General features: G+C 42.4%; 24 protein-coding genes, 3 tRNA genes and 1 other RNA gene. 22 read left to right on the forward strand and 6 right to left on the reverse strand.

The window, feature by feature from the left end; translation table 11 throughout:
• Positions 1–380 precede the first annotated feature (380 nt).
• The 15 genes from cydA (at position 381) to ACIH2S_RS05420 (ending at position 10,124) form a co-directional block, all read left to right on the forward strand.
• The gene (gene cydA / locus ACIH2S_RS05350) at positions 381–1,949 is read left to right on the forward strand and encodes a cytochrome ubiquinol oxidase subunit I (RefSeq protein WP_036947791.1); all 1,569 of its coding nucleotides are present in this window, start codon (positions 381–383) and stop codon (positions 1,947–1,949) included.
• Between the two features lie 14 nt (positions 1,950–1,963).
• Entirely contained in the window at positions 1,964–3,103 is a 1,140-nt protein-coding gene (gene cydB / locus ACIH2S_RS05355; RefSeq protein WP_036947789.1) for a cytochrome d ubiquinol oxidase subunit II, read from the forward strand.
• Positions 3,104–3,115: 12 nt separating this feature from the next.
• Positions 3,116–3,238: a cytochrome bd-I oxidase subunit CydX gene (cydX, locus tag ACIH2S_RS05360; protein WP_006660445.1), complete on the forward strand. Its 123-nt coding sequence runs from the start codon at positions 3,116–3,118 to the stop codon at positions 3,236–3,238.
• 5 nt (positions 3,239–3,243) lie between these two features.
• Positions 3,244–3,531, forward strand: a complete 288-nt coding sequence (ybgE, locus tag ACIH2S_RS05365) for a cyd operon protein YbgE (RefSeq protein WP_036947787.1) — start codon at positions 3,244–3,246, stop codon at positions 3,529–3,531.
• A gap of 135 nt (positions 3,532–3,666) precedes the next feature.
• Positions 3,667–4,062, forward strand: a complete 396-nt coding sequence (gene ybgC, locus ACIH2S_RS05370) for a tol-pal system-associated acyl-CoA thioesterase (protein ID WP_036947785.1) — start codon at positions 3,667–3,669, stop codon at positions 4,060–4,062.
• On the forward strand, positions 4,059–4,742 hold the full coding sequence (tolQ, locus tag ACIH2S_RS05375; RefSeq protein WP_036947783.1) for a Tol-Pal system protein TolQ: 684 nt from the start codon (positions 4,059–4,061) through the stop codon (positions 4,740–4,742). The genes ybgC and tolQ overlap by 4 nt, the downstream gene beginning before the upstream one ends.
• A gap of 18 nt (positions 4,743–4,760) precedes the next feature.
• On the forward strand, positions 4,761–5,183 hold the full coding sequence (tolR, locus tag ACIH2S_RS05380) for a colicin uptake protein TolR (protein ID WP_036947778.1): 423 nt from the start codon (positions 4,761–4,763) through the stop codon (positions 5,181–5,183).
• Positions 5,184–5,253: 70 nt separating this feature from the next.
• Positions 5,254–6,396, forward strand: a complete 1,143-nt coding sequence (tolA, locus tag ACIH2S_RS05385; RefSeq protein ID WP_430248221.1) for a cell envelope integrity protein TolA — start codon at positions 5,254–5,256, stop codon at positions 6,394–6,396.
• A gap of 144 nt (positions 6,397–6,540) precedes the next feature.
• Positions 6,541–7,833 (forward strand): Tol-Pal system beta propeller repeat protein TolB, encoded by a 1,293-nt coding sequence (tolB, locus tag ACIH2S_RS05390; protein ID WP_036947763.1) that lies wholly within the window; start codon positions 6,541–6,543, stop codon positions 7,831–7,833.
• 43 nt (positions 7,834–7,876) lie between these two features.
• Positions 7,877–8,374 carry a peptidoglycan-associated lipoprotein Pal gene (pal, locus tag ACIH2S_RS05395; RefSeq protein WP_006660438.1) on the forward strand — a complete coding sequence of 166 codons (498 nt, stop codon included), beginning with the start codon at positions 7,877–7,879 and terminating at the stop codon, positions 8,372–8,374.
• A gap of 22 nt (positions 8,375–8,396) precedes the next feature.
• On the forward strand, positions 8,397–9,179 hold the full coding sequence (gene cpoB / locus ACIH2S_RS05400) for a cell division protein CpoB (RefSeq protein WP_036947759.1): 783 nt from the start codon (positions 8,397–8,399) through the stop codon (positions 9,177–9,179).
• Positions 9,180–9,384: 205 nt separating this feature from the next.
• Positions 9,385–9,460 (forward strand) — tRNA-Lys (locus ACIH2S_RS05405).
• Positions 9,461–9,630: 170 nt separating this feature from the next.
• Positions 9,631–9,706, forward strand: a tRNA-Lys gene (locus ACIH2S_RS05410).
• Positions 9,707–9,877: 171 nt separating this feature from the next.
• Positions 9,878–9,953: transfer RNA gene (locus tag ACIH2S_RS05415), tRNA-Lys, on the forward strand.
• Between the two features lie 42 nt (positions 9,954–9,995).
• Positions 9,996–10,124: non-coding RNA, RtT sRNA (locus ACIH2S_RS05420), on the forward strand.
• A 64-nt stretch (positions 10,125–10,188) separates the two neighbouring features.
• Here the strand turns inward: ACIH2S_RS05420 and ACIH2S_RS05425 are convergent.
• Positions 10,189–11,064 carry an aminoglycoside 6-adenylyltransferase gene (locus tag ACIH2S_RS05425; RefSeq protein ID WP_272534717.1) on the reverse strand — a complete coding sequence of 292 codons (876 nt, stop codon included), beginning with the start codon at positions 11,062–11,064 and terminating at the stop codon, positions 10,189–10,191.
• Between the two features lie 239 nt (positions 11,065–11,303).
• Here ACIH2S_RS05425 and nadA point away from each other — a divergent pair, with 239 nt between their 5' ends.
• The 3 genes from nadA (at position 11,304) to aroG (ending at position 14,550) form a co-directional block, all read left to right on the forward strand.
• Positions 11,304–12,344 carry a quinolinate synthase NadA gene (gene nadA, locus ACIH2S_RS05430; RefSeq protein ID WP_108479386.1) on the forward strand — a complete coding sequence of 347 codons (1,041 nt, stop codon included), beginning with the start codon at positions 11,304–11,306 and terminating at the stop codon, positions 12,342–12,344.
• A 95-nt stretch (positions 12,345–12,439) separates the two neighbouring features.
• Positions 12,440–13,162, forward strand: a complete 723-nt coding sequence (pnuC, locus tag ACIH2S_RS05435) for a nicotinamide riboside transporter PnuC (RefSeq protein ID WP_430248222.1) — start codon at positions 12,440–12,442, stop codon at positions 13,160–13,162.
• A 332-nt stretch (positions 13,163–13,494) separates the two neighbouring features.
• Positions 13,495–14,550: a 3-deoxy-7-phosphoheptulonate synthase AroG gene (gene aroG / locus ACIH2S_RS05440; RefSeq protein ID WP_108479387.1), complete on the forward strand. Its 1,056-nt coding sequence runs from the start codon at positions 13,495–13,497 to the stop codon at positions 14,548–14,550.
• Positions 14,551–14,621: 71 nt separating this feature from the next.
• On the opposite strand, the gene ACIH2S_RS05445 is transcribed toward aroG, so the two are convergent.
• From ACIH2S_RS05445 to modE, 4 genes are all read right to left on the reverse strand, one after another.
• Entirely contained in the window at positions 14,622–15,362 is a 741-nt protein-coding gene (locus ACIH2S_RS05445; protein ID WP_108479388.1) for a hypothetical protein, read from the reverse strand.
• A 175-nt stretch (positions 15,363–15,537) separates the two neighbouring features.
• Positions 15,538–16,290, reverse strand: a complete 753-nt coding sequence (gene gpmA / locus ACIH2S_RS05450) for a 2,3-diphosphoglycerate-dependent phosphoglycerate mutase (protein ID WP_036950561.1) — start codon at positions 16,288–16,290, stop codon at positions 15,538–15,540.
• A gap of 373 nt (positions 16,291–16,663) precedes the next feature.
• Positions 16,664–18,142 carry a molybdate ABC transporter ATP-binding protein ModF gene (gene modF / locus ACIH2S_RS05455; protein WP_036950558.1) on the reverse strand — a complete coding sequence of 493 codons (1,479 nt, stop codon included), beginning with the start codon at positions 18,140–18,142 and terminating at the stop codon, positions 16,664–16,666.
• A 133-nt stretch (positions 18,143–18,275) separates the two neighbouring features.
• On the reverse strand, positions 18,276–19,064 hold the full coding sequence (gene modE / locus ACIH2S_RS05460) for a molybdenum-dependent transcriptional regulator (protein WP_430248224.1): 789 nt from the start codon (positions 19,062–19,064) through the stop codon (positions 18,276–18,278).
• Between the two features lie 191 nt (positions 19,065–19,255).
• On the opposite strand from modE, the gene ACIH2S_RS05465 reads away from it, so the two are divergent.
• On the forward strand, positions 19,256–19,408 hold the full coding sequence (locus tag ACIH2S_RS05465; RefSeq protein ID WP_036950553.1) for an AcrZ family multidrug efflux pump-associated protein: 153 nt from the start codon (positions 19,256–19,258) through the stop codon (positions 19,406–19,408).
• Positions 19,409–19,490: 82 nt separating this feature from the next.
• On the opposite strand, the gene ACIH2S_RS05470 is transcribed toward ACIH2S_RS05465, so the two are convergent.
• Positions 19,491–20,546: an ElaD/SseL family deubiquitinase gene (locus ACIH2S_RS05470; RefSeq protein WP_321146485.1), complete on the reverse strand. Its 1,056-nt coding sequence runs from the start codon at positions 20,544–20,546 to the stop codon at positions 19,491–19,493.
• A gap of 263 nt (positions 20,547–20,809) precedes the next feature.
• On the opposite strand from ACIH2S_RS05470, the gene modA reads away from it, so the two are divergent.
• From modA to modC, 3 genes are read left to right on the forward strand one after another with little or no spacing between them, the layout of a single operon-like run.
• Entirely contained in the window at positions 20,810–21,586 is a 777-nt protein-coding gene (gene modA, locus ACIH2S_RS05475) for a molybdate ABC transporter substrate-binding protein (protein ID WP_036950547.1), read from the forward strand.
• Between the two features lie 22 nt (positions 21,587–21,608).
• Positions 21,609–22,298 carry a molybdate ABC transporter permease subunit gene (gene modB / locus ACIH2S_RS05480; RefSeq protein WP_036950542.1) on the forward strand — a complete coding sequence of 230 codons (690 nt, stop codon included), beginning with the start codon at positions 21,609–21,611 and terminating at the stop codon, positions 22,296–22,298.
• 1 nt (position 22,299) lies between these two features.
• Positions 22,300–23,367, forward strand: a complete 1,068-nt coding sequence (gene modC, locus ACIH2S_RS05485) for a molybdenum ABC transporter ATP-binding protein ModC (RefSeq protein WP_036950539.1) — start codon at positions 22,300–22,302, stop codon at positions 23,365–23,367.
• Positions 23,368–23,775 lie beyond the last annotated feature (408 nt).

Below are 23,775 nucleotides of genomic sequence, written 5' to 3' on the forward strand. Positions count from 1 at the left end.
ATAGTTAACAACTGTCTAACTATTATTTGAATCGGGTCGAGAGCAATTAACAAGTGAGAAAAAATTGACGTAAATCAATTTATTACCACTAGCTTTATTTGCCCAAATTGCTTAAATTGGTGCTCGATCAAATACTCATTTTTCTATTAAAGGGTATAATTATTGATATAACTTCAGAATTCAAATCTGAATCACGTAAAAGAAGTTTATTGTATGTGAAGATAGGCGTACTATTATTATGGTAGGTTTTTTCTTTTACTTTTGTTAATTATTTGTTGTTTTGAGGCATTTTTTGCTGGTAGTTAAGAGGCTTTCCCGTTTAACACTGGAAGCTGGGTTGCCGCAAGTCGGTGTCTTCCTGCTAGGAGCAAGGAGTCAAGATGTTTGATATTGTCGAACTGTCACGATTACAGTTTGCCTTAACTGCGATGTATCACTTCCTGTTCGTTCCATTAACGCTCGGTATGGCGTTTTTGCTTGCGATTATGGAGACGGTATATGTGCTGTCTGGTAAACAAATTTATAAAGATATGACTAAGTTCTGGGGCAAGTTATTTGGTATTAACTTCGCTCTGGGTGTTGCGACTGGTCTGACTATGGAGTTCCAATTCGGGACTAACTGGTCATACTACGCCCACTATGTTGGAGATATCTTCGGTGCGCCTCTGGCAATCGAAGGTCTGATGGCATTCTTCTTAGAATCTACCTTTGTTGGTTTATTCTTCTTCGGTTGGGATCGTTTAAGCAAAACTCAGCACCTTGCGGTGACTTGGTTAGTTGCTTTAGGTTCTAACTTCTCTGCGCTGTGGATTCTGGTTGCGAACGGTTGGATGCAAAACCCTATCGCTGCAGACTTCAACTACGAAACAATGCGTATGGAAATGGTTAGCTTCTCTGAGCTAGTCCTGAACCCAGTTGCGCAAGTTAAATTCGTTCACACAGTTGCTGCTGGTTATTGTACTGGTGCCATGTTCATTCTGGGTATCAGCTCTTACTACATGCTTAAAGGTCGTGACTTGGCATTCGCTAAGCGCTCTTTTGCAATTGCTGCAAGCTTTGGTATGGCTGCTGTTCTCTCTGTTATCGTTCTTGGTGATGAATCAGGTTACGAAATGGGTGACGTGCAGAAAACGAAGCTGGCCGCTGTTGAAGCAGAGTGGGAAACCCATGCGCCTCCAGCTGCATTTAACCTAATCGCATTCCCAAGCAATGAGAAACAAGAGAATACATTCTCTATCTCAATTCCATGGGCGATGGGTATTATTGCAACGCGTTCTATCGACACGCCAGTATTAGGTCTGAAAGATCTGATGAAGCAACACGAAGTCCGTATCCGTAACGGTATGGTTTCTTATGGTCAATTACAACAGCTGTTAGCTGGTGATAAGAGCCCAGAACTGCGTGCTGCATTCGAAGCAAGTAAAAAAGACCTTGGCTATGGTCTTCTGTTAAAACAATACACACCAAACGTTGTTGATGCGACAGAAGAACAAATTCAGAAAGCGGTTAAAGACAGTATTCCTAATGTTGCACCACTGTTCTGGGCATTCCGTATCATGGTTGCAGTTGGCTTCGCGTTACTGTTAATCATCGGTTGGGCATTCCTGTCAGTTGTTCGTAACCGTATTGGTAAGAGCAAACTGCTGCTTCGTCTGGCTCTGTTTGGTATTCCATTACCATGGATTGCTATTGAATCAGGCTGGTTCGTGGCTGAGTATGGTCGTCAACCGTGGGCAATTGGTGAAGTGTTACCAGTTTCGGTCGCACACTCTAACTTAACCCCACAAGACCTGATCTTCTCTATGGCTCTGATCTGTGGTCTGTATACACTGTTCTTGATTGCCGAAATGTTCTTAATGTTCAAATTCGCTCGCAAAGGGCCTAGCAGCCTGAAAACCGGTCGTTACCATTTTGAACAGAAAAATAGTTCAGCACACGACGTTCAGTAAACAGGAGTCCACTTATGTTTGATTATGAAGTTCTTCGATTTGTGTGGTGGATCCTTATCGGCGTACTGCTGATTGGATTTGCCGTCACGGATGGCTTTGACATGGGCGTAGGCTTCTTATTACCTATCTTAGGTAAAACAGATACTGAACGCCGCGTTATGATTAATGCTGTTGCACCGCACTGGGATGGTAACCAAGTTTGGTTAATCACTGCGGGTGGTGCAATGTTCGCTGCATGGCCTCAGGTTTATGCTGCTTCATTCTCTGGCTTCTATGTCGCTATGATTTTGGTATTAGCTGCATTGTTCTTCCGTCCGGTTGGTTTCGACTACCGTTCTAAACTGGAGAACCCAAAATGGCGTAGCATGTGGGACTGGGGTTTGTTCATCGGTGGTTTCGTGCCTCCGTTAGTTATCGGTGTTGCGTTTGGTAACCTGTTACTGGGTGTTCCACTGCAAATCGATAACCAGCAGTATCTGACTTATACCGGTAACCTGTTTGGTCTGCTGAACCCATACGGTCTGTTAGCTGGCGTTGTCGGTTTAATGATGATTGTTACCCAAGGTGCAACTTATCTGCAAATGCGTACAACTGGCGAACTGCACTTACGTACCCGTAAAGCAACTTACATCTGTGCGTTTATCACTTTAGCTGCTTTTGCTGGTGCTGGCGTATGGTTAGTGATGGGTATCGATGGTTATGTTGTGACTTCAACGATTGATACATTAAGCCCGTCTAACCCACTGAACAAAACTGTAGAAGTTGTTTCTGGTGCATGGTTAACTAACTTTAATACGTATCCAATCCTGTGGGCTTTACCTGGTCTGGGTCTGGCATTACCACTGTTAACGATGATTGCAACTAAAGCAGATAAAAATGGTTGGGCGTTCCTGTTCTCATCATTGACTATCGCTTGCATTATCTTGACATGTGGTGTTGCAATGTTCCCGTTCGTCATGCCTTCAAGCATCATGCCAAATGCAAGCTTGACCATGTGGGATGCGACATCTAGCCTGTTCACTCTGCAAGTTATGACTGTGGTTGCTATCATTTTTGTTCCAATTATTCTGTGTTACACCGCTTGGTGTTACTACAAAATGTTTGGCCGTTTGGACAAAAACTTTATCGAAAGCAACAAGCATTCACTGTATTAAGGAGCATAACATATGTGGTATTTCGCCTGGATCCTCGGCACTCTGTTAGCTTGTAGTTTTGCAGTGATTGCAGCATTAGCCCTTGAGCACTCTGAAAGTGCAAAAGAAGCTAAAACAGCTAAAGATGGTGAGTAAATAGTATGCTGATGGATAAATCCTATCAGCTATTAGGAAAGGGCCCGATAAGGGCCCTTATCCTTATATTAGCTTTAGTAACCGCTGGCGCAGTAATGTGGGATCCTTCCCTGTTTGCAGCCAATACCAGTGCATTTCCAATCTGGCAAGGTCTTCTCATGATATGGGCAACTTGCAGCGCCATCATTTTTGGAGTGGGTTTCCTACCCAATAAATTGATGTGGCGAGTGCTGTTCCACCCATTACCTGCCGCCATCATTCTTATCTGGGGACTTGTAAAAGTCTTTAGTTAATCTAAATTCAGATTGTGGGTCATGCGACCCGCAATTATTTTTGATATCTTTACCTGCAAAGTGATTCCAAAGCGGCACTGTCTTGCGTATAGTGACACCGTTAATTAATTTAACCTAAGACGGAGTGGTTTTTTTATGTTATTTCGCTGGCCTGTCCGCGTGTATTATGAAGATACAGATGCGGGGGGAGTTGTATATCATGCACGTTATCTGGCTTTTTTTGAGCGGGCAAGAACAGAAATGTTGCGGAATAAAGGTATTAACCAACAAAGTTTACTCGCTGAGAACCTTGGTTTTGTCGTCCGTAGTATGACCATTGACTTTATTAAGGGCGCTCGGTTAGATGACCTGCTGGAAGTAGAAACGGAAGTCGTTGAAATAAAACGCGCTTCTTTACTCTTTCAGCAAAGGTTAGTTGATTTGCAAGGTAACTTGCTTTGTGGGGCGACAGCCCTAATTGCTTGTGTGGACACATCTAAAATGAAGCCGAAAGCGCTTCCTAAGTCTATTGTCGCGGAGTTTAAGCAGTGACTGACATGAATATCTTGGATTTATTCCTAAAAGCGAGCCTATTGGTTCAGCTGATTATGTTCGTTTTGATCGGTTTTTCTATTGCATCGTGGGCGATTATTATCCAGAGAACAAAAGTTTTAAATGCCGCCACGCGCGAAGCGGAAGCATTTGAAGATAAATTCTGGTCAGGTATCGAGCTGTCCCGATTATATAAAGAAAGCCAAGCTCGCCGTGATGCATTAGGTGGTGCAGAACAAATTTTTTACTCTGGCTTCAAAGAGTTTGTTCGCTTACATCAAGCTAATATTCATGCGCCTGATGCGGTAGTTACTGGTGCATCTCGTGCTATGCGCATTTCGATGAATCGTGAGTTGGAATCCGTTGAATCGCATATCCCATTTTTAGGTACCGTAGGATCAATTAGCCCTTATATTGGTCTGTTTGGTACCGTTTGGGGGATCATGCATGCTTTTATCGCACTGGGTGCGGTAAAACAAGCAACATTACAAATGGTTGCTCCGGGTATTGCGGAAGCTCTGATCGCAACAGCAATCGGTCTATTTGCTGCAATTCCAGCTGTTATGGCGTACAACCGCTTAAATTTACGTGTGAATAAACTTGAGCAAAGCTACGATAACTTTATGGAAGAATTCCTAGCTATCCTGCATCGTCAAGCATTCTCTGCTGATAAGAAATAAGACGGGGAGAAAAAGCGAATGGCGCGCAATAGTCGCAGACGTGAGCTAAAATCCGAAATCAACATTGTTCCATTACTGGACGTATTGTTGGTGCTTTTGCTGATTTTCATGGCAACTGCACCCATTATCTCTCAGAGCGTGGAAGTTGATTTGCCGGATGCAACAGATACCCAAACCGTCTCATCCAGTGATAATCCGCCCGTCATTTTAGAAGTGGCGGGTGTTGATCAATATAATTTATTGGTCGATGGTGAGCGCATGGAGTTACTGCCACCTGAACAAATTTCAGCAGTCGCAAAAGAGCAGTTAGAAAAAAATCCGAAAACGATTTTCCTAATTGGTGGTGCGAAAGAAGTTCCTTATGACGAAGTCATTAAGGCGCTGAACATGTTACATGGTGCTGGGATCAAATCTGTTGGTTTGATGACTCAACCTATTTAATTTGCTGACGCCACTTTGAGAGTGGCGCGGATCTAGTTGAAAAGAATCGATTCTTTTTTTGGAAACCAGAGTGGGAAAGACAAAAGAGAAACAAGATGATTTGAAGCGCTCATTATTGATGTCAGCTGGGCTGCACATCTTATTGATTGCTTTGATCGTTATAGGCTCTTTAGTGACAGTCGTCCAACTTGGCGGCGGTGGGGAAGAGGGAACGGTCATTGATGCTGTGATGGTCGATCCAGGCGCAGTTGTTGAGCAATATAATCAATCTCAGCAGCAGCAAAAAAGCTCCCAGCAAGTAGCTAAAGAACGTAAAGAACAGCAACAAAAACAAGATGCTGAGCTAAGAGAAAAGCAAGAGCAGGAACAAAAACGTCTGCAAAAACTTGAAGAAGAACGGATCCAAACTCAGCGAGAAACCGAACAACAGCAAAAACAAGCTGAAGAGCAGAAAAAACAAGCCTTAGATGCGGCTAAAAAAGCGAAGGAAGAGCAAAAAATAGCGGAAGAAGCTGCTGCTCAAGCCAAAGCTGAAAAAGAAAAACTCGTAAAAGAGCAAGCGGCAGCGAAAGAAAAAGCTGACGCACAAGCTAAGAAAGAAGCTGAAGCTGCTAAGGCTAAGGCAGAAAAAGAAGCTAAAGAAAAAGCGGAAGCTGACGCTAAAGCTAAAGCTGATAAAGAAGCCAAAGCTAAAGCTGATGCTAAAGCGAAAGCTGACAAAGAAGCTAAGGCTAAGGCAGATAAAGAAGCTAAAGAAAAAGCGGACAAAGAAGCTAAAGCAAAAGCAGCTAAAGCCAAAGCTGAAGCTGAAGCTGCGAAAAGTGCATCATCTGTTGATGATTTGCTGGGTGATTTAACTGCATCAGGGCCAAGCAAGCAAGGTGGACAAACAGCTGCGGGTAGCGGTGGTGGTAAAAAATCAGGCGCATCGAATGCTGATGTTGATAGCTATGCCGGTAAAATTAAGGCTGCTGTTCAAAGTAAATTCTATGACTCAGAAAGTTATCGTGGACGTACTTGTGAACTGCAATTGAAGTTAGCACCAGATGGATTATTGGTGAATATTTCACCGAAAAATAATCCAGCAAATGATCCCGCGTTATGTGAGGCGGCAATGAGAGCAGCAAAACTTGCGACTATGCCAAAACCACCTAGCAGAGAGGTCTATGATACGTTTAATAAATCGGGTAGCACATTGGTATTTAAGCCTTGATTTTCAACAACTCAGAGCAGTCTGTATTGTAAATTTTGAGGCAATGTAATAAATAGTTTGTGTGCTATCTAGTTTTGTTAGTATACCTTTGTTAAAATTCAGCGAATTATTGCGGTGGTGAATATCGCAGTAAGGGAGATTAGGATGAAGCATGCGTTTAAAATAGTTCTCGGGTTCTTAATGCTATGGGCTACTGTTGCTCAGGCAGAGATCCGTATTGAGATTACTGAAGGTGTTAACTCAGCTCAGCCAATTGGCGTTGTCCCATTTAAATGGGCTGGCGCGGGTGCGCCGCCACAAGAAGTGGGCGGAATTGTCGGTGCTGATTTACGCAATAGTGGTAAATTTAACCCTATTGAACCAAGCCGCATGCCTCAGCAACCTGGCACGGCTTCAGAAGTGACGCCAGAAGCTTGGACTGCGTTAGGCATTAACGCGGTTGTTGTTGGTCAAGTTCAACCAGCAGCTGATGGTAGCTTTGTTGTTAGCTATCAGTTAGTGGATGTTGCCGCTAACCCAGGTGCAGTTTTAGCGCAAAACCAATTTAAAGTGACCAAAGATTGGTTACGCTATGCAGCGCATACTGCAAGTGATGAAGTATTTGAGAAATTGACTGGTATCCGTGGTGCTTTCCGTACACGTATTGCTTACGTGGTGAAGACCAACGGCGGTCAATATCCGTTTGAATTACGAGTTTCTGACTATGACGGTTTTAACCAATTTACGGTTCACCGTTCGCCAGAACCTTTAATGTCGCCAGCTTGGTCACCAGATGGCCAAAAGATTGCGTACGTAACGTTTGAAAGTGGTAGTTCTGCGCTAGTTATCCAGACTCTATCAAGTGGTGCGGTTCGTCAGGTTGCATCATTCCCACGTCATAATGGGGCACCTGCATTCTCACCAGATGGGACTAAACTAGCTTTTGCTCTGTCTAAGACAGGCAGCCTGAATTTATATGTGATGGACTTAGGTAGTGGTCAAATTCGTCAAGTAACAGATGGTCGTAGTAACAATACTGAACCAAGCTGGATGCCGGATAGCCAAACTTTAGTTTATACCTCTGATCAGGCAGGACGTCCGCAGATTTATAAAATGAATATTAATGGTGGTAGTCCTGTTCGTGTCTCCTATGAAGGATCACAAAATCAGGATGCTGATGTAAGCCCGGATGGAACTTTCTTAGTGATGGTCAGCTCCGGGGGCGGTCAGCAACATATCGCCAAACAGGATCTGGCAACGGGTAACGTTGAATATTTAACGTCAACGTTTCTAGATGAAACGCCGAGTATCGCACCTAACGGCACTATGGTAATTTATAGCTCCTCTCAAGGCTTGGGGACTATATTGCAGCTAGTTTCGACCGACGGGCGTTTCAAAGCGCGTCTTCCGGCAACCGATGGACAGGTTAAATTCCCTGCCTGGTCGCCGTATCTGTGATGCATAATAATAATGTGTGGCAAAAATATTAAGGATCAAAACGATGCAACTGAATAAAGTGCTTAAAGGGCTGATGATCGCATTACCAATCATGGCAGTCGCAGCTTGTAGCTCTAACAAAAACAACGACCAAACTGGTGATGATTCTTCTATGAATCAAACTAACACTGGTCTGTCTGCGGAAGAGCTGGCACGTCAGCAAATGGAACAACTGCAACAGAACAACACTGTTTACTTTGGTTTCGATAAATACAACGTATCTCCAGAGTACGCTGAAATGTTAGATGCACACGCAGCATTCCTGCGTAGCAACCCATCTGTACGTGTTGTTGTTGAAGGCCATGCGGATGAGCGCGGTACTCCAGAATACAACATCGCACTGGGCGAGCGTCGTGCTAACGCAGTTAAAATGTATCTGCAAAGCAAAGGCGTTTCAGGTGACCAAGTTTCACTGGTTTCTTACGGTAAAGAAAAACCAGCTGTGTTAGGTCACACTGAAGCAGACTACGCGAAAAACCGTCGTGCAGTCATTGCATACTAATAGATAAGCGAAATTATCTATTATGAACAGTAACTTCAGACAATTACTAGTTGGTCTGTCGTTATTGGTTGGCGTAGCGGCCCCTTGGGCCGCTATTGCCCAAGCGCCAATCAACAATGTCGGATCGGGTTCTTCCGCAGACCGCCTCACTCAACTTGAGACCGCTGTTAGCTCTCAAGGTCAAATGATTTATCAAATCCAGCAGCAATTAGCCGATAACCAACGTGATATTGATATGTTACGTGGACAGATTCAAGAAAGTGAATACAAATTGAATCAAGTTGTTGAGCGCCAAAAAGATTTGTACATGCAATTAGACAAAGCGAGTGGTGGTGATTCTTCAAGCTCTTCAGATGCAACTGATACTAGTGCATCAAATGCGCAATCATCTTCTTCAGATACGCCAGCTGCAAGCTCCGGCGGTAATGAAAAAGATGATTACAATGCAGCTGTTAAACTGGCAATGGAAAGTAAGTCCAAAGCACAGATTGATGAAGCGATTGGTGCATTACAAGGGTTTATCAAAACATATCCAAAATCTGGATATCAATCGAATGCCAACTATTGGCTAGGACAGTTAAACTACAACAAAGGTAGCAAGGATGACGCCGCATTCTACTTTGCGACTGTAGTTAAGCAGTATCCTAAGTCTCAAAAAAGCAGTGAAGCCTTATTTAAAGTGGGGTTGATCATGCAAGATAAGGGACAGAAAGATAAAGCGAAGGCTGTTTACCAGCAGGTATTACAACAATACCCAAATAGTTCTGGTGCAAAACTTGCAGAGAAGAAGCTCAGTACACTGTAATTGATAACCCCGAAGCGATGTAGCCGAATATTTCGGGGTTATCCGTATGTTTAGTGTGCACTTAATCTTTTTTTTAAAAAAAACCATTGCACCCTCGTCAGAAATCAGTAATATAAGCCGCCGTTGATACGAGAAAGCGCGGGTTGATAAATCCGAGTCATATCAGCAAGAATCGATTAAACATTGATTCTAAAAACATTTAGATGGGTCGTTAGCTCAGTTGGTAGAGCAGTTGACTTTTAATCAATTGGTCGCAGGTTCGAATCCTGCACGACCCACCATCTAAAACAGTAAACAATTTAAGCAGCAAAGATGGGGCGTTAGCTCAGTTGGTAGAATTGTTAACTGTTAATAAGATGGTTGCAGGTTCAACCCGTAGGGTGAGACCGAAGGTCGAAGAATTCTGTACGTTCTCGACATTATATTAGTACAGAAAAGCAAGAAATTAGATGGGTCGTTAGCTCAGTTGGTAGAGCAGTTGACTTTTAATCAATTGGTCGCAGGTTCGAATCCTGCACGACCCACCATCTAAAAGCAGTAAACAATTTAAGTATTTCAGATGGGTCGTTAGCTCAGTTGGTAGAATTGTTAACTGTTAATAAGATGGTTGCAGGTTCAGCCCGTAGGGTGAGACCGGAGGTCGAAGAATACTGTACGTTCTCGATATTATATTAGTACAGAAAATCAAAAAATTAGATGGGTCGTTAGCTCAGTTGGTAGAGCAGTTGACTTTTAATCAATTGGTCGCAGGTTCGAATCCTGCACGACCCACCATCTCAAGTAAACTCCCCAATCCCAAACAACTCTGTCATTTGCATATTGTACGTTGAGTGCAGGTGAGAAGCTGCGTTCAGGTTCGAGCCGAGCGAAGCGAGACAGCGTTGCGCTTGCCGCAACGACCCGAAGGGCGAGGGCAAAGCCCGAGTAATCCTGCGCGACTATCTCTGAAATCTTAAAAACCCAAACTAAATCCCCAAAAACCAGCATTCCCTCGCCAGCCTAATACCATTTATTCCAGATTTTCTGGAATTAACCCATTATCCTTTAAAATCCCGATAACAATTTCTTGCACTTTTAAACCTACCGCTCGGTTATCTTGATAACCAAACAGTTCAATGGCTTCAGTCATCGCTTCCATAAAATGGCTCATCAAGCAATGTAGAGATAATGCAGCTTTTTGCGCAGTGCTACAGTCAAAAATCGTTTCAGTTGCTTGAATAACACGCACAGGCATCCATTGCTGGTAATGTTTACCGTTATACCAAACATCATGCTGTGTATTTCCATGAGCAACAGTTTGTTCAAGTAAACTGAGAAAGAAGCGTTTCATGTCAGTACTTCTTGACCAAGCACTCCATAGCTCATTACGCGTTAATGCAATTGCTACCTGGTGTGCTTCAAACCAAAAATCCGTAACCAGTTCATTAAACTGATGTTCACTTAACGGTGCAGGTTTTAATACGCGAGGATTAGGCGACGGTAGTGCATCCGTGATCCCGGTTTTATCTAACAGCACCATGAAACCACGTGAGTAAGTACTATCTAACCCTTGTTGCTGCATTTTGAGTAATCGAGAAGGTTCTGCAAATGTAAAATCTACTTTGCGCCCCTCTTCATAAATTACTAAGCAGGTGGGATCTTCTAGCTCATTTTCACCACCATTTTCTAAATGTAATGCGATTAATGGATTGGCAATAAGGCTAACCCATTGTTTATCATTGAAAAGTGCAGTCACACCATGACCAATGAGTTCAATATCGATGTCTGAATAGCCATCGATGTCTAATTCTCTCCCTCTAGATCCAGTCAGTATGACGGCTTCGATTCTAGGTTCGAGTAGTGAAATAGAAATTATTTTATTTAATAGCGTTGCAGGTGATTCCATAACTAACCTATTGGAGTTAACAGAAGCCGCTAAGATACCGACAAATGAGGATAAAAGCGAAAAACAAATCGTGAAAAAGGGCACTATGATAAAATCATTCTCTTATAGGTGAAAAGGTTGGAGACATCTTAGCCAAATAAGCGTATCTTGTTTAGTATATAAAACAAAAGTATGTAGAATTAGGGGTTTTATGAATATTTATAAGCATAAAATAACTTTCTACTAAACAGAGGCAAGAAATGAGCGAGTTTATCGATTTTGACCATGCTGTTTATCCTTTTCCTCCTAAGCCAGCACTGTTAAATACCGATCAGAAAGCATTTTATCGTGAGCGCATTAAGCAATTATTGGTCGAAAAAAATGCGGTGATCATAGCCCATTACTATACCGATCCTGAAATACAAGCATTAGCTGAAGAAACTGGCGGCTGTGTTGCCGACTCCCTTGAGATGGCGCGTTTTGGCGCTCGACATGATGCATCAACCCTTGTTGTTGCTGGCGTACGATTTATGGGGGAAACAGCCAAAATCCTAAGCCCAGAAAAAAATGTCTTGATGCCAACACTCGACGCACAATGCTCGCTGGATATTGGCTGCCCAGACGAAGAATTTGCCCGCTTCTGTGATGCTCACCCAGACAGAACTGTGGTGGTGTATGCGAACACGTCAGCCGCGGTAAAGGCCCGTGCAGATTGGGTCGTGACATCCAGTATTGCGGTGGAGTTGATTGAACACTTAGATAGCCTCGGCGAAAAGATTATTTGGGCGCCGGATAAGCACTTAGGGCGCTATGTTCAACAACAAACTGGCGCGGATATTCTTTGTTGGCAAGGGGCTTGTATCGTTCACGATGAATTTAAGACCCAATCATTAGAGAAAATGAAAGCCATGTATCCTGAAGCGGCGGTATTGGTTCATCCTGAATCGCCTCAGGCGGTTGTAGATTTAGCGGATGCTGTCGGTTCAACTAGCCAACTGATTAAAGCTGCACAAACGTTGCCTAACCCATCCATGATAGTAGCGACCGATAAGGGTATTTTTTATAAAATGCAGCAAGCGTGTCCAGATAAGTCACTGTATATTGCTCCAACGGCAGGTGAGGGGGCCACATGTAGAACTTGTGCCCATTGTCCTTGGATGGCAATGAATGGCTTACAGGCGATTACAGCGGCTTTAGAAGGCAATGGTATCGAGCACCAAATTCATGTAGACGCACAGCTGCGTGAAAAAGCCCTATTACCATTGGATAAAATGTTAAAGTTTGCAGAAAGTCTAAAATAACAACCAAAAATGAGCGGTTTAATTTCAAATAAGTTAACCGTGTGATATTGATGAGCAATGCTATTTTAACGATGAATGATAAATAGGATTTGAAAATGGAGTTTTTTAGCACCGCAAATACGTTAGTGCAGATCCCTGTATGGGGAACTATTTATGACCTTTCGTATATTGAAGCTGTTGGCACAATAGCGGGTTTATTGTGTATTCTATTGGCAAGCTTTGAAAAAACTATCAACTACTTATTTGGTCTCATTAATGTGACCTTATTCGCAGTGATTTTTTTCCAAATTCAGTTATACGCTAATTTGCTTTTACAGGTATTTTTCTTCGGCGCCAATATTTATGGTTGGTATGCATGGAGTCGCGTATCAAATGCTCAAGAAGCAGAGCTGAAAATCCGTTGGCTAAGTCTTCCTAAGGCGTTAACAACGCTGGTTATTTCGGTTTTAGCTATTATTTTCCTTACCTTTAATATTGATGCGGCATTTGGGCGCCTTGCAACTTGGGCGGTTGAATTATTAAACCTATTTGGCGCTAACTTAACCTTACCAACGCTAGATTCAGATGCTTTCCCATTCTGGGATTCCACAATGACTGTGTTATCTGTGGTAGCGATGATTTTAATGACCCGTAAGTATGTAGAAAACTGGCTACTCTGGGTAGTGATTAACGTTATTAGTATTGTGATTTTCTTTATCCAAGGCGTTTATGCAATGTCACTGGAATATTTAATTCTGCTTGGTATTGCATTGAATGGTTCTCGGTTGTGGATCAAATCCGCGAAAGAAAATGGCTCAACGGCGTTATCTCGTGACTAAGCTTCTTGTTGAGTCAGTTACTCAATAGGAAAAAATGCAAAAAACGGTTAAAGTAACATCATCGTTATTTAGCCGTTTCTTTATATTTTTACTCTGTATTATCCCTCAACTGTTTAGCTATTGTGCTAGATATCACTGTTTCACCTCATTTTATAATCAGAAGCGGAATAATGAGTGATTATCTCGCCATTTTGGCTGTTTACAGATGGCTAGGGAACAGTTAGATTGAAAATTCGATACCTGTCGCATTTTAAGTTAATTGTTAGCTATTGAGACTCAAAAAGGTATGTAACTCAACTTTAGGAAAAATAATAAACATTGGATATGCCAGTATGAACTATCAGAACGATGACGTCAGAGTAAAACAAATAAAAGAATTATTACCCCCTATTGCACTGCTTGAAAAATTTCCAGCAACCGATAAAGCGGCGTTTACCGTTCATGAAGCTCGTCATGCTATTCACAATATCCTAGTAGGGAAAGATGACCGTCTAGTCGTTGTCATTGGTCCATGTTCTATTCACGATACAAAAGCGGCTTTGGAATACGCTGAGCGCTTGAAAAAACTTCGTGAAGAGTTAAAAGATTCTTTAGAAATTGTGATGCGTGTTTATTTTGAAAAACCGCGTACTACAGTTGGTTGGAAAGGATTAATTAACGATCCACATATGGATCATAGTTTTGATATTAACGAAGGGTTACGTATCGCGCGCGAGTTGCTGCTAACGATCAATGACCAGGGCTTACCAACGGCGGGTGAATTCCTCGATGTGATCAGCCCACAATATGTGGCGGATTTAATGAGCTGGGGCGCCATTGGTGCGCGCACCACTGAATCACAAATCCACCGTGAATTAGCTTCCGGCTTATCTTGCCCTGTAGGGTTTAAAAACGGAACTGATGGCACAATTAAAATTGCGATTGATGCTATTAATTCAGCGCGCTCGGCGCACAGTTTCTTATCGGTCACTAAATGGGGCCATTCAGCGATTGTGAATACAAGCGGAAACCCTGACTGCCATATTATTTTACGTGGTGGCAAAACGCCAAATTACAGCGCTGAACATGTTAAAGACGTGCGTGAAGGGTTAACGAATGCAGGGCTTATCCCAAGCATTATGATCGACTTTAGTCATGCGAACAGCAGCAAGAAATTTGAAAAACAGATGGAAGTTGCAACGGATGTTAGCGCCCAGCTTAGCAATGGCGATCGCTCAATTACGGGTGTGATGATCGAAAGCCACCTAGTTGAAGGTAACCAGAATTTAGAATCTGGCGAGCCTTTGGTTTACGGTAAGAGTGTCACTGATGCGTGTATTGGTTGGGATGATACGGAAAAAGTTTTACGTCAATTATCCGATGCGGTGATTGCTCGTCGTCAAAAGTAATCCATAAAATACAAATTTAATAACATGAATGAAAAGCCAGTTCGTTGTTCTCGGAACTGGCTTTTTTGTGACTATTTTTGCACTCGGCTTAATAATTTTTCAATATTTGCCTGATCTTCAGGAGTCATATTGGCAGGATTAGCAGAGAGCTGAATATCTGAACCGTCTACTTTAGCAGTGAAAAATAATTTTCCTTTTTCACTTTTTACGTAGAACACATCTTTGAGTGGGATACGGTAACAATAAGCAAAGATATTCGGGCGAATATAAAAATGTGCATCTTTGATAGCCAAGTAGGTAGTGCTACTCGCTTTTTTACCAAAGAAACCTAAGAAAATTGCCAGCACAAATAAAAACATACCTAGGCTTTGGCTTAATACAATCAGTACGATACCTAAAATCGCAATCGGGAATACCATCATTGTATTGCTGCGTTTATTCATCGGGATACTGACGTCGAAAGGCACATTAATGGTGGTATCAAATGGCGTGAGTTGGTGGTAACGCCAGCGGATGGCAGAAAAGACCATACCCATCGCAAACACAATGGTAATTGGCATTAATGCGACGCTGCTGACCACGGCCAGAACAATAGCGAATGTAGGCTTATAATTGAGAACCATCATGCTGACGATTTGCAGAGGGAAGCTGACACACGCAATGATCATCAATGTTTTCATCAGATCAGGGTTTGCGCTGCCAGCAGGGCCTTCAAGAGTCATTTCCCCTGTTTGTAACATATACAGTAGCGCACCTAAAATACTGGCGCTGAGGATCAACCCCACCCAGACATAAAGATTAAACTTATTCATTATCTTGTTTTATAAACCTTTCAGTGAATTTTCCCTATGATAGTCGGTTCTCGGTGTTTTCGACACTCTGAGGTGATGGATTTTATAATCAAACTCGAAAAATAAAGAAAAATGCCAATAAAAAAGGGCTAAGCCATTGGCTTAACCCTCAATAGGCATAAAGAAAAGTTAGTAATTACTTCGCTTTACCTTGGTTTGCAACCGCCGCTTGTTTTGCTGCGATTTCATCTTGGTTACCCAGATAGTAGCGCTTGATTGGTTTCATGTTCTCATCGAACTCATAAACCAGTGGCACTGCTGTTGGGATGTTCAGGTTCAGAATTTCTTCTTCACCCATGTTGTCCAAGTATTTAACCAGAGCACGCAGTGAGTTACCGTGAGCGGCAATGATCACTTTCTCACCTTTTTCAACACGTGGCTTAATCACTTCTTCCCAGTAAGGAACAACGCGATCGATAGTGGTTGCTAAGCTTTCAGTCACTGGTAATTCAGATGGTTTTAAGTTTGCGTAACGTGGGTCGTGACCAGGGAAACGCTCATCATCTTTAGTCAGGTCTGGTGGGGTAATTGCAAAACCGCGACGCCACAGTTTCACTTGTTCATCACCGTATTTTGCCGCGGTTTCTGATTTGTCTAAGCCTTGCAGTGCACCGTAATGACGCTCGTTTAATTTCCAGCTTTTTTCAACTGGCAGCCATTGCTGTTCAACTTGATCCAGAATGTTCCATAAGGTGTGGATGGCACGTTTTAGAACGGAGGTATAAGCGAAATCAAAAACAAAACCTTCTTTTTTCAGAAGTTGACCTGCATTTTTGGCTTCTTCACGACCTTTCTCTGACAGTTCTACATCAGTCCAACCGGTGAAGCGGTTTTCTTTGTTCCACTCACTCTCACCGTGTCTTACTAAAACCAGTTTAGTTACAGCCATAGCTAAAACTCCTATCAGTACATTCAAATTAGAAATGAATTATTGCTGACCTACATTATAGGGATAGTCGTCCCGAACGCTAGTGACAACATGACGTTTTCTCAGTTTCAAGTCAAAAAAAGCAATAATATCTTGGGATTAGTGGTTTTAATTTAACTTAAGTTTAGACGAAACGATTTAGTCTATTAGGTGTTTTAGCACCGTGTCACTGGCTCAGTAAATCAGAAGGTATGCCATAGATTTAACCCTAAGTGAATCGATACAGCAAGTGAAAAATTCAATAATAATATGTGCTGGATTAATTTATTGGGAAATTTGATAAGGGGTAATAAATGATGCTGGTAAGTAAATACTTACCAGCAAGATAGCAAGGTTATAATTCTGAGACAATTTCAATATCGTAGCGGTATTTATCCCCATCAGGGACAAACTTCAGGCGATGGGTAATGCACGATGGCGCATCTTCTTGGTGATGTGAAACAAACAATAGCTGAGTATTTCCTCGGCTAAGCATGATATCGATAAAACGTAATACCAGCAGGCGATTTAGCCCATCAAGCCCTTGAAGAGGTTCATCCAAAATAAGCATGGTAGGGTGTTTAACCAAAGCGCGAGCAATCAGAATTAATCGCTGTTGACCCCACGATAAGCTATGAAATGGTTGTTGAGCCGTTTGTGGTGCAAATCCAAGCAGTGCTAGCCATTCATAAGCTAACTGAACTTGGCGGTCTGAAGGTGTTTGATACAGACCGATGGAGTCATGGAAACCGGAAATAATTACGTTAAGTACACTGGTTGCCACACGATACTCTTGATGAATACTGTTACTGACATAGCCAATATGGCGCTTAATATCCCAAATCGTTTCTCCGCTGCCGCGACGGCGTCCAAACAAGGTTAAATCATTACTATAACCTTGAGGATGGTCACCAGTGATCAGGCTTAACAATGTGGATTTACCCGCACCATTTTCACCAATGATCTGCCAATGTTCTCCGGGATTAACTTGCCAATTCAGCTCATGTAAAATGGGTTTATCGTTGTAGCTAACGACACCATTGTTTAAAACAATACGTGGTGTCTCTGTATCTAGAGCCTCTTCAATCGTGGGATCTTCTTGTTCAGGAATAGTGAGTTGCTTGATTTTTTCACTGTGTTGTAGCTGGTGGATTAGGGTGTTAGCAAGCACTGACTCTCTATCTCCACTTAGAGTGAGTTTACAGTCAGCGACAACACCAATGTGCTCAACAAAATCGGGAATCTCATCAAATCGATTGAGAACTAATACCAAAGTGAGACCTTTATCATGCAGACTAAATAGCAGTTCGCTAAGATTGCTTCGTGAATAGATATCTAAGCCATCAAAAGGTTCATCGAGGATCAGTAAGTCTGGAGAGCTCATCAAAGTTTGGCACAGTAAGACTTTGCGAGTTTCCCCGGTAGACAGATATTTAAAGCGGCGTGATAGCAAATCGCTGATACCAAATTTAGCCGCAAGTTCTAAGCACAATTCATTATCTTTATGATGAAGTTGAATAATTTCCGCGGCAGTAAAGCCCGTATCGTCTTCATTTTCACTGAGTAAGTCGGTGTTATTACGTTGCCACTCTTCTGCGATGATTTTTTGTAGCTGCTCAAAAGAGAGGCGGATAGGGGACTTGAAGCCGCTTTGGGTGATTCCGGTAAGGGATTTCAACTCCCCAGAGAGTACGCGTGCTAGCGATGATTTTCCGCTACCATTGGCACCAATAAAAGCCCAGCTTTCACCCGAATGAATTTCGAGATGAGGAATATCGAGCGTTTGGGTCTCGCTCAGCTTAAAGCACCCATTTTGTATTGTTATCGAGCTCATTTAGCTTCCTTATCATTGACCTGCCTGCTACCACAAATAATCAGGTTTACAGGTAAAGTCAATAAGTCGACATGAGGGGAAGCTAAAAAATAGCGAATTAGGAGCAATATTAGGGGCGTTAACCCCTAAAAATCTAACAAAGTGTAGCGATAATCACTTGGTCGGCATTAAATAGCGCTGTAATCGGGTCGTTAATCGCCAGTTTTAACGCATCAACCTCTTGATTTGATAAGGTAGAGCAGAGTGTTTCTCCACCCGTTAAAGTGACAAGGATCTCGCTGTTTTCAGGGCCTCTTTCGAGGGTTGAAACGGTGCCTGCCAGTTGATTATCAAAATGGGTTTCGCTTGGTTGTTTGGTCAATTTGACCCACGGCGCTTTAATCAGAGCGAGGACTTCTTTCCCTTCAACTAAGCCAAGGCGGTTAGCGCTGGACTCGGTTAGTGCGGCATTAATGACAGTTTTCTTGTCGGCCAATTTCACTTGAACATGCTGTAAAACATGGTTGTGATCTCGAGCAATCAGAGTACCAAAAAATTGGTTTCGGGCACTGGTTTGCAATGAAAAGCGAGAGATTGCAGCGAGTAAACTATCAAGGGGAAGGCTATCATCTTTGAGCACATCAAAGGCTTTTTGTTGAATTTGCCCCAGTAAATCATAGAGCTGGATTAATCTTTCTCCATACTGGGTGAGAGTGGTTCCGCCGCCACCTTTGCCTCCGGTTGATCTATCCAGCAGAATGTCATCGGTCAGTTGGTTCATTTCATTGATGGCATCCCACGCACTTTTATAGCTGATCCCTGCAAGTTTAGCGCCTTGGCTAATCGATCCTGTTGCTTTTATCTGCTTTAATAGCGCAATTCGGCGAGGGTCGGCAAATAAACTTCCCTGTAGCTTCAATGTAAGTAAGATTTCGGCCTGCATTGTTTAAAATCTCCCTGCTAGGATTGTGGCGGCAAAGGCAAAAAGCACATTTAGTATGTTGCTAGTATAATAATTTGTCTAAAATAGTATGCAATATAATGCTATTGTGCGTTATTATTTTTGTTATATTGATTTTTCCCTCGTCAGCGTATCAGAATGCTGGTGAGCACAGTATCACTGAAGAGGCTTAGATGTTAGAACTTATCAAAAGTTTGGGTTTTGCCCTATTAATGGTTCCGGTTGTAATGGTATTGATCATGGGTCTGATCTATGGCTTAGGTTCATTCTTTAACCTATTGTCTAAAGCGCATGTTCCGCATCACCATAATACTGAAAATAAGTAATACATAGCGAGCTTAGCTCGAATTAATCCTAGCCCCTTGATTGTGCATGCAGTCAAGGGGCTTTTCGTTTTAGTAGAGCGCTTTAAAATAAATGATGTTGGTCATCGTAATAGTTTGAAAACAACTCTCTGCGGTTTTGAATATTAAACTCTTGTTGTTCTTCTACGGATTTTTCTGGGAAATTTTTGTGGAATGTTTTGAGGATATCTATTGGATCTTGTTGTGTGTTCTTAGTTAATTTTTTGATTGCTTCAAGAACAAATAGCCCACAACCATTTGGCACGTATTGTTGAATATTCCCTTCAATAAAGGTCATATTATCACCAGCCCCAACAACTTGAGCGGCATCCATGAGTTGTTCACGAATTTCGGGCGCGAGTCCAGTGAATGAATTGAATACCACACTATTGGTTTTCTGTGTCAATTGATCTCGATAAAGTGCAAGCAAAATCCAATGCTCGTGGACATTGATGGGGAATAATTCAAGTTGATTCAATCCCTGCGAATTTTTCTCTTTTTGTTCAATATTTTCCTTCAAAAAATCTAACCCACTTAGAGTAAGAGGCATTGCGCTATTGATGGTTATATTAGATGGTAAGGCGTTGAGGGCTTTATTCTCGGAATCAATTTCATCGCTGGTGACCATTCTATTTGTATCCCAAAGTGTTGATTCTGTTCTATCATCTTTGAATAACAGGGTGCTTAATCCAATCTTATCCATGAGGTTTTTTATGGATGAACCAATAATATAGAGGAGCTTAGACGGTTTTTTTAACTTTGAATCGTCAAAGTGGTTTGCGAGTTTTTTGTCGGTATATAGTTGGTATAACGCTTCACTGGTTTTCTGTATTTCCTTATCAATTCCTTTCTTTGCTGGCTGTTTACCACTGAATAAATCGAATAGGATATTTTCGGCTTTTTTTCCTGAAGAGCCTTGGCGTAGGGCGATATTGTGTAGTAACTCAATACTGTTTAAATCGCCATTTCCTGCCTGTTTTCCCAAAACATCCAACGTTTCTGGATTGATCTCTTCATCAAATAATCGATTAAATTGTTCGGTCGTTAATCCGCTTATGTAATTATTTTGGGTTGGAGCGCGTACTACCTGTGTGGGAATCATACCTTTTCCTTTTTTCATGACGCATGGCAAAAAAATTGAATTAAACATTCAAATGTAAATGATTTGTGCCGATAAAATTACAAAGGAAATATATTTAAGGCTATATAAAAGCGATGATGCTAAGACCCAAAAATCCTGCGGTGTAATGAGCATGATAAGTATCCCATTGAGAAAAAGTGGATGAGTTCTTGAGCTAGCACACTTTTATGTATTGTTTGACTTTAAGTTATCGCTGTATCTTGATATATATAGCGAGTTAAATAATACAATGGTGGATTAACATGAAAAAAGGTTTGATATCTCTGGTTGCGGGTGCCACGTTAACACTGACTATGGCAGGTAATAGCTTCGCGGCTGAAAAAATTACCGTATTTGCCGCGGCATCACTGACTAATGCACTGAATGAAATTTCAGAGCAATATAAGAAAGAAACGAATGTTGAGGTAGTCGCTTCATATGCTTCTTCTTCAACGCTGGCTCGCCAGATTGAGCAAGGCGCACCCGCAAACATGTTTATCTCTGCTGACCAGCAGTGGATGGATTTTGCGATTGATAAAAATCTGATGGTTAAAGACACCCGCTATACTTTATTAGGTAACGAGCTAGTGTTGATTGCACCAAAAGATTCAAAAATCGATAAAGTGGAAATTAACAAACAGACAGATTGGAAAAAACTGTTAGATGGCGGCCGCTTAGCAGTCGGCGACCCTGATCACGTTCCTGTTGGGATTTATGCAAAAGAAGCATTGACCTATTTAGGAGCTTGGGAAACGGTTGACCCATTATTAGCGCGTACTAACAACGTACGTAGCGGAATGGCACTCGTTGAGCGCCAAGAAGCACCATTAGGTATTGTGTACGGCTCTGATGCTGTTGCAAGCCAAAAAGTAAAAGTAGTGGGTATTTTCCCTGCAGACACTCATAAACCTGTTGAATATCCAATGGGAATTGTGAAAGATCAGGATAATAAAGCGACCCGTGATTACTATGAGTACCTGAAAACCCCAGCGGCTTCAGAAATATTCAAGCGTTACGGCTTCACTCCAAATCAAAAATAATTAAGAGATCATATCGTTGCAGATGTTAAGTCCATATGAATGGGAAGCGATTTACCTCAGTTTAAAAGTTTCCAGCGTGGCGGTGCTATTTAGCTTACCGTTTGGTATTTTGATGGCTTGGGTATTAGTCCGCTGCCATTTTCCTGGCAAAACATTGCTCGACAGTATTATCCACTTACCACTGGTGCTACCGCCAGTGGTAGTGGGATATTTGCTACTCGTCAGTATGGGGAAGCGAGGATTTATTGGCGAATGGCTGTATGACTGGTTTGGTTTCAGTTTTACATTCAGTTGGCGCGGCGCGGCATTGGCATCGGCGGTGGTCGCATTTCCATTAATGGTGAGAGCGATACGCTTAGCGCTAGAAGCTGTAGATAAAAAGCTGGAACAAGCCGCACGAACCCTTGGCGCGAGCCCATTAAGAGTTTTTTTCACGATCACCATTCCATTATCGTTGCCGGGAATTATTGTCGGTACGGTTTTAGCTTTTGCACGTTCTCTTGGCGAATTTGGGGCAACTATTACGTTTGTGTCTAATATTCCAGGGGAAACTCAGACAATCCCACTCGCTATGTATACATTGATAGAAACGCCGGGAGCAGAAACTGATGCGGCGCGTCTGTGCATTATTGCGATTGTCTTAGCATTAATTTCGTTATTAATTTCAGAATGGCTCACCCGTTGGGGCAAGAAGCGTCTGGGGGTAGCCTAGTATGTTAGAACTAAATTTCGCGCAAAAATTGGGTGATTTACAAATGGAAGTGAATACCCAGCTACCCACAGAAAGTATCACCGCAGTTTTTGGATTATCAGGTGCGGGAAAAACATCACTAATCAACGTGATAGGCGGGTTAACTAAACCAAATAAAGGGCGTATCGTTCTCAATGGACGCACGCTGGTGGATATCGAAAAAGGGATCTGCTTGCCCCCTGAAAAGCGTCATATTGGCTATGTTTTCCAAGATGCTCGGTTATTTCCCCACTACCGCGTAAAAAGCAATTTACGCTACGGTATGGCGCCGCAAATGAAAGAGCGATTCGACGATATCGTTGAATTATTGGGGATTGAAAAATTACTAAATCGCTTCCCAATGACTCTCTCTGGTGGGGAAAAACAGCGGGTGGCGATTGGGCGTGCATTATTAACAGCGCCTGAAATTCTGTTGATGGACGAGCCATTAGCCTCCCTTGATCTCCCACGTAAGCGTGAATTATTGCCTTACTTAGAAAAGCTCTCCCAAGACGTTAAAATCCCGATTTTGTATGTCAGTCATAGCCTCGATGAAATTCTGCGTTTGGCAGATAAAGTTATCGTCATGGCGCAAGGTAAAGTGAAGGCGTTTGGCCCCCTAGAAGAGGTATGGGCAAGTAGCGCATTACGCCCTTGGTTACAGCAAGAAACCTTGAGTAGCGTGTTGAGTGTGGAGGTGCATAGCCAGCACCCTGATTATCAAATGACGGCGGTGATGGTGGGTAATCAAAAATTGTGGATCCCTCGCGTAGATGTAGATAAAAACAGTGCGTTGCGATTACGTATTGATGCATCTGATGTCTCTTTAGTGCTTGAAAAACCTTCAGTGAGCAGTATCCGTAATATTCTTTCTGCGGAAGTAGTGGAATGGATAGAGGATGGCGAGCAAGTGGATGTGAAGTTAGATTTGGGGGATGAGCACTATTTATGGGCAAGGATCACGCGCTGGGCTAGGGATGAACTTTCGATTCGTAAAGGACGGAAGGTGTTTGCGCAGGTTAAGTCGGCATCTCTTTCTAAAACGTTCTAAAGGCTCGTCGTTCTTCACACCACAGCGTTGTTGACTTCATTAACTCACCCTAGTCACATACTTGTGTATGCTCCTAGGGATGAGTGAATTTGTCGCCTAGCTGCAATGCGAATAACTTAGAGCCTTGCTCCGAGTCGTTCTTCACACCACAGCGTTGTTGACTTCATTAACTCACCCTAGTCACATACTTGTGTATGCTCCTAGGGATGAGTGAATTTGTCGCCTGGCTGCAATGCGAATAACTTAGAGCCTTGCTCCGAGTCGTTCTTCACACCGCAGCGTTGTTGATTTCATTAGCTAGTAAACGTATCTATGATTTAGACTTGCAGCTTGTTGGTAAGCTCTATAGATAAAAAATAAAAAACCTCGCTTGGCGTTGCGAGGTTTTTATGCAGAATCACTTGCCAG

Source organism: Providencia lanzhouensis, from assembly GCF_050469745.1.
GTDB classification, from domain to species: domain Bacteria; phylum Pseudomonadota; class Gammaproteobacteria; order Enterobacterales; family Enterobacteriaceae; genus Providencia; species Providencia lanzhouensis.

What these genes read in the sequence shown, in the direction of transcription:
- cydA (WP_036947791.1), top strand. Translation starts at nt 381, where the DNA reads ATGTTTGATATTGTCGAACTGTCACGATTACAGTTTGCCTTAACTGCG.
- cydB (WP_036947789.1), top strand. Translation starts at nt 1,964, where the DNA reads ATGTTTGATTATGAAGTTCTTCGATTTGTGTGGTGGATCCTTATCGGC.
- cydX (WP_006660445.1), top strand. Translation starts at nt 3,116, where the DNA reads ATGTGGTATTTCGCCTGGATCCTCGGCACTCTGTTAGCTTGTAGTTTT.
- ybgE (WP_036947787.1), top strand. Translation starts at nt 3,244, where the DNA reads ATGCTGATGGATAAATCCTATCAGCTATTAGGAAAGGGCCCGATAAGG.
- ybgC (WP_036947785.1), top strand. Translation starts at nt 3,667, where the DNA reads ATGTTATTTCGCTGGCCTGTCCGCGTGTATTATGAAGATACAGATGCG.
- tolR (WP_036947778.1), top strand. Translation starts at nt 4,761, where the DNA reads ATGGCGCGCAATAGTCGCAGACGTGAGCTAAAATCCGAAATCAACATT.
- tolB (WP_036947763.1), top strand. Translation starts at nt 6,541, where the DNA reads ATGAAGCATGCGTTTAAAATAGTTCTCGGGTTCTTAATGCTATGGGCT.
- pal (WP_006660438.1), top strand. Translation starts at nt 7,877, where the DNA reads ATGCAACTGAATAAAGTGCTTAAAGGGCTGATGATCGCATTACCAATC.
- cpoB (WP_036947759.1), top strand. Translation starts at nt 8,397, where the DNA reads ATGAACAGTAACTTCAGACAATTACTAGTTGGTCTGTCGTTATTGGTT.
- ACIH2S_RS05425 (WP_272534717.1), bottom strand. Translation starts at nt 11,064, where the DNA reads ATGGAATCACCTGCAACGCTATTAAATAAAATAATTTCTATTTCACTA.
- nadA (WP_108479386.1), top strand. Translation starts at nt 11,304, where the DNA reads ATGAGCGAGTTTATCGATTTTGACCATGCTGTTTATCCTTTTCCTCCT.
- pnuC (WP_430248222.1), top strand. Translation starts at nt 12,440, where the DNA reads ATGGAGTTTTTTAGCACCGCAAATACGTTAGTGCAGATCCCTGTATGG.
- aroG (WP_108479387.1), top strand. Translation starts at nt 13,495, where the DNA reads ATGAACTATCAGAACGATGACGTCAGAGTAAAACAAATAAAAGAATTA.
- ACIH2S_RS05445 (WP_108479388.1), bottom strand. Translation starts at nt 15,362, where the DNA reads ATGAATAAGTTTAATCTTTATGTCTGGGTGGGGTTGATCCTCAGCGCC.
- gpmA (WP_036950561.1), bottom strand. Translation starts at nt 16,290, where the DNA reads ATGGCTGTAACTAAACTGGTTTTAGTAAGACACGGTGAGAGTGAGTGG.
- modF (WP_036950558.1), bottom strand. Translation starts at nt 18,142, where the DNA reads ATGAGCTCGATAACAATACAAAATGGGTGCTTTAAGCTGAGCGAGACC.
- modE (WP_430248224.1), bottom strand. Translation starts at nt 19,064, where the DNA reads ATGCAGGCCGAAATCTTACTTACATTGAAGCTACAGGGAAGTTTATTT.
- ACIH2S_RS05465 (WP_036950553.1), top strand. Translation starts at nt 19,256, where the DNA reads ATGTTAGAACTTATCAAAAGTTTGGGTTTTGCCCTATTAATGGTTCCG.
- ACIH2S_RS05470 (WP_321146485.1), bottom strand. Translation starts at nt 20,546, where the DNA reads ATGAAAAAAGGAAAAGGTATGATTCCCACACAGGTAGTACGCGCTCCA.
- modA (WP_036950547.1), top strand. Translation starts at nt 20,810, where the DNA reads ATGAAAAAAGGTTTGATATCTCTGGTTGCGGGTGCCACGTTAACACTG.
- modB (WP_036950542.1), top strand. Translation starts at nt 21,609, where the DNA reads ATGTTAAGTCCATATGAATGGGAAGCGATTTACCTCAGTTTAAAAGTT.
- modC (WP_036950539.1), top strand. Translation starts at nt 22,300, where the DNA reads ATGTTAGAACTAAATTTCGCGCAAAAATTGGGTGATTTACAAATGGAA.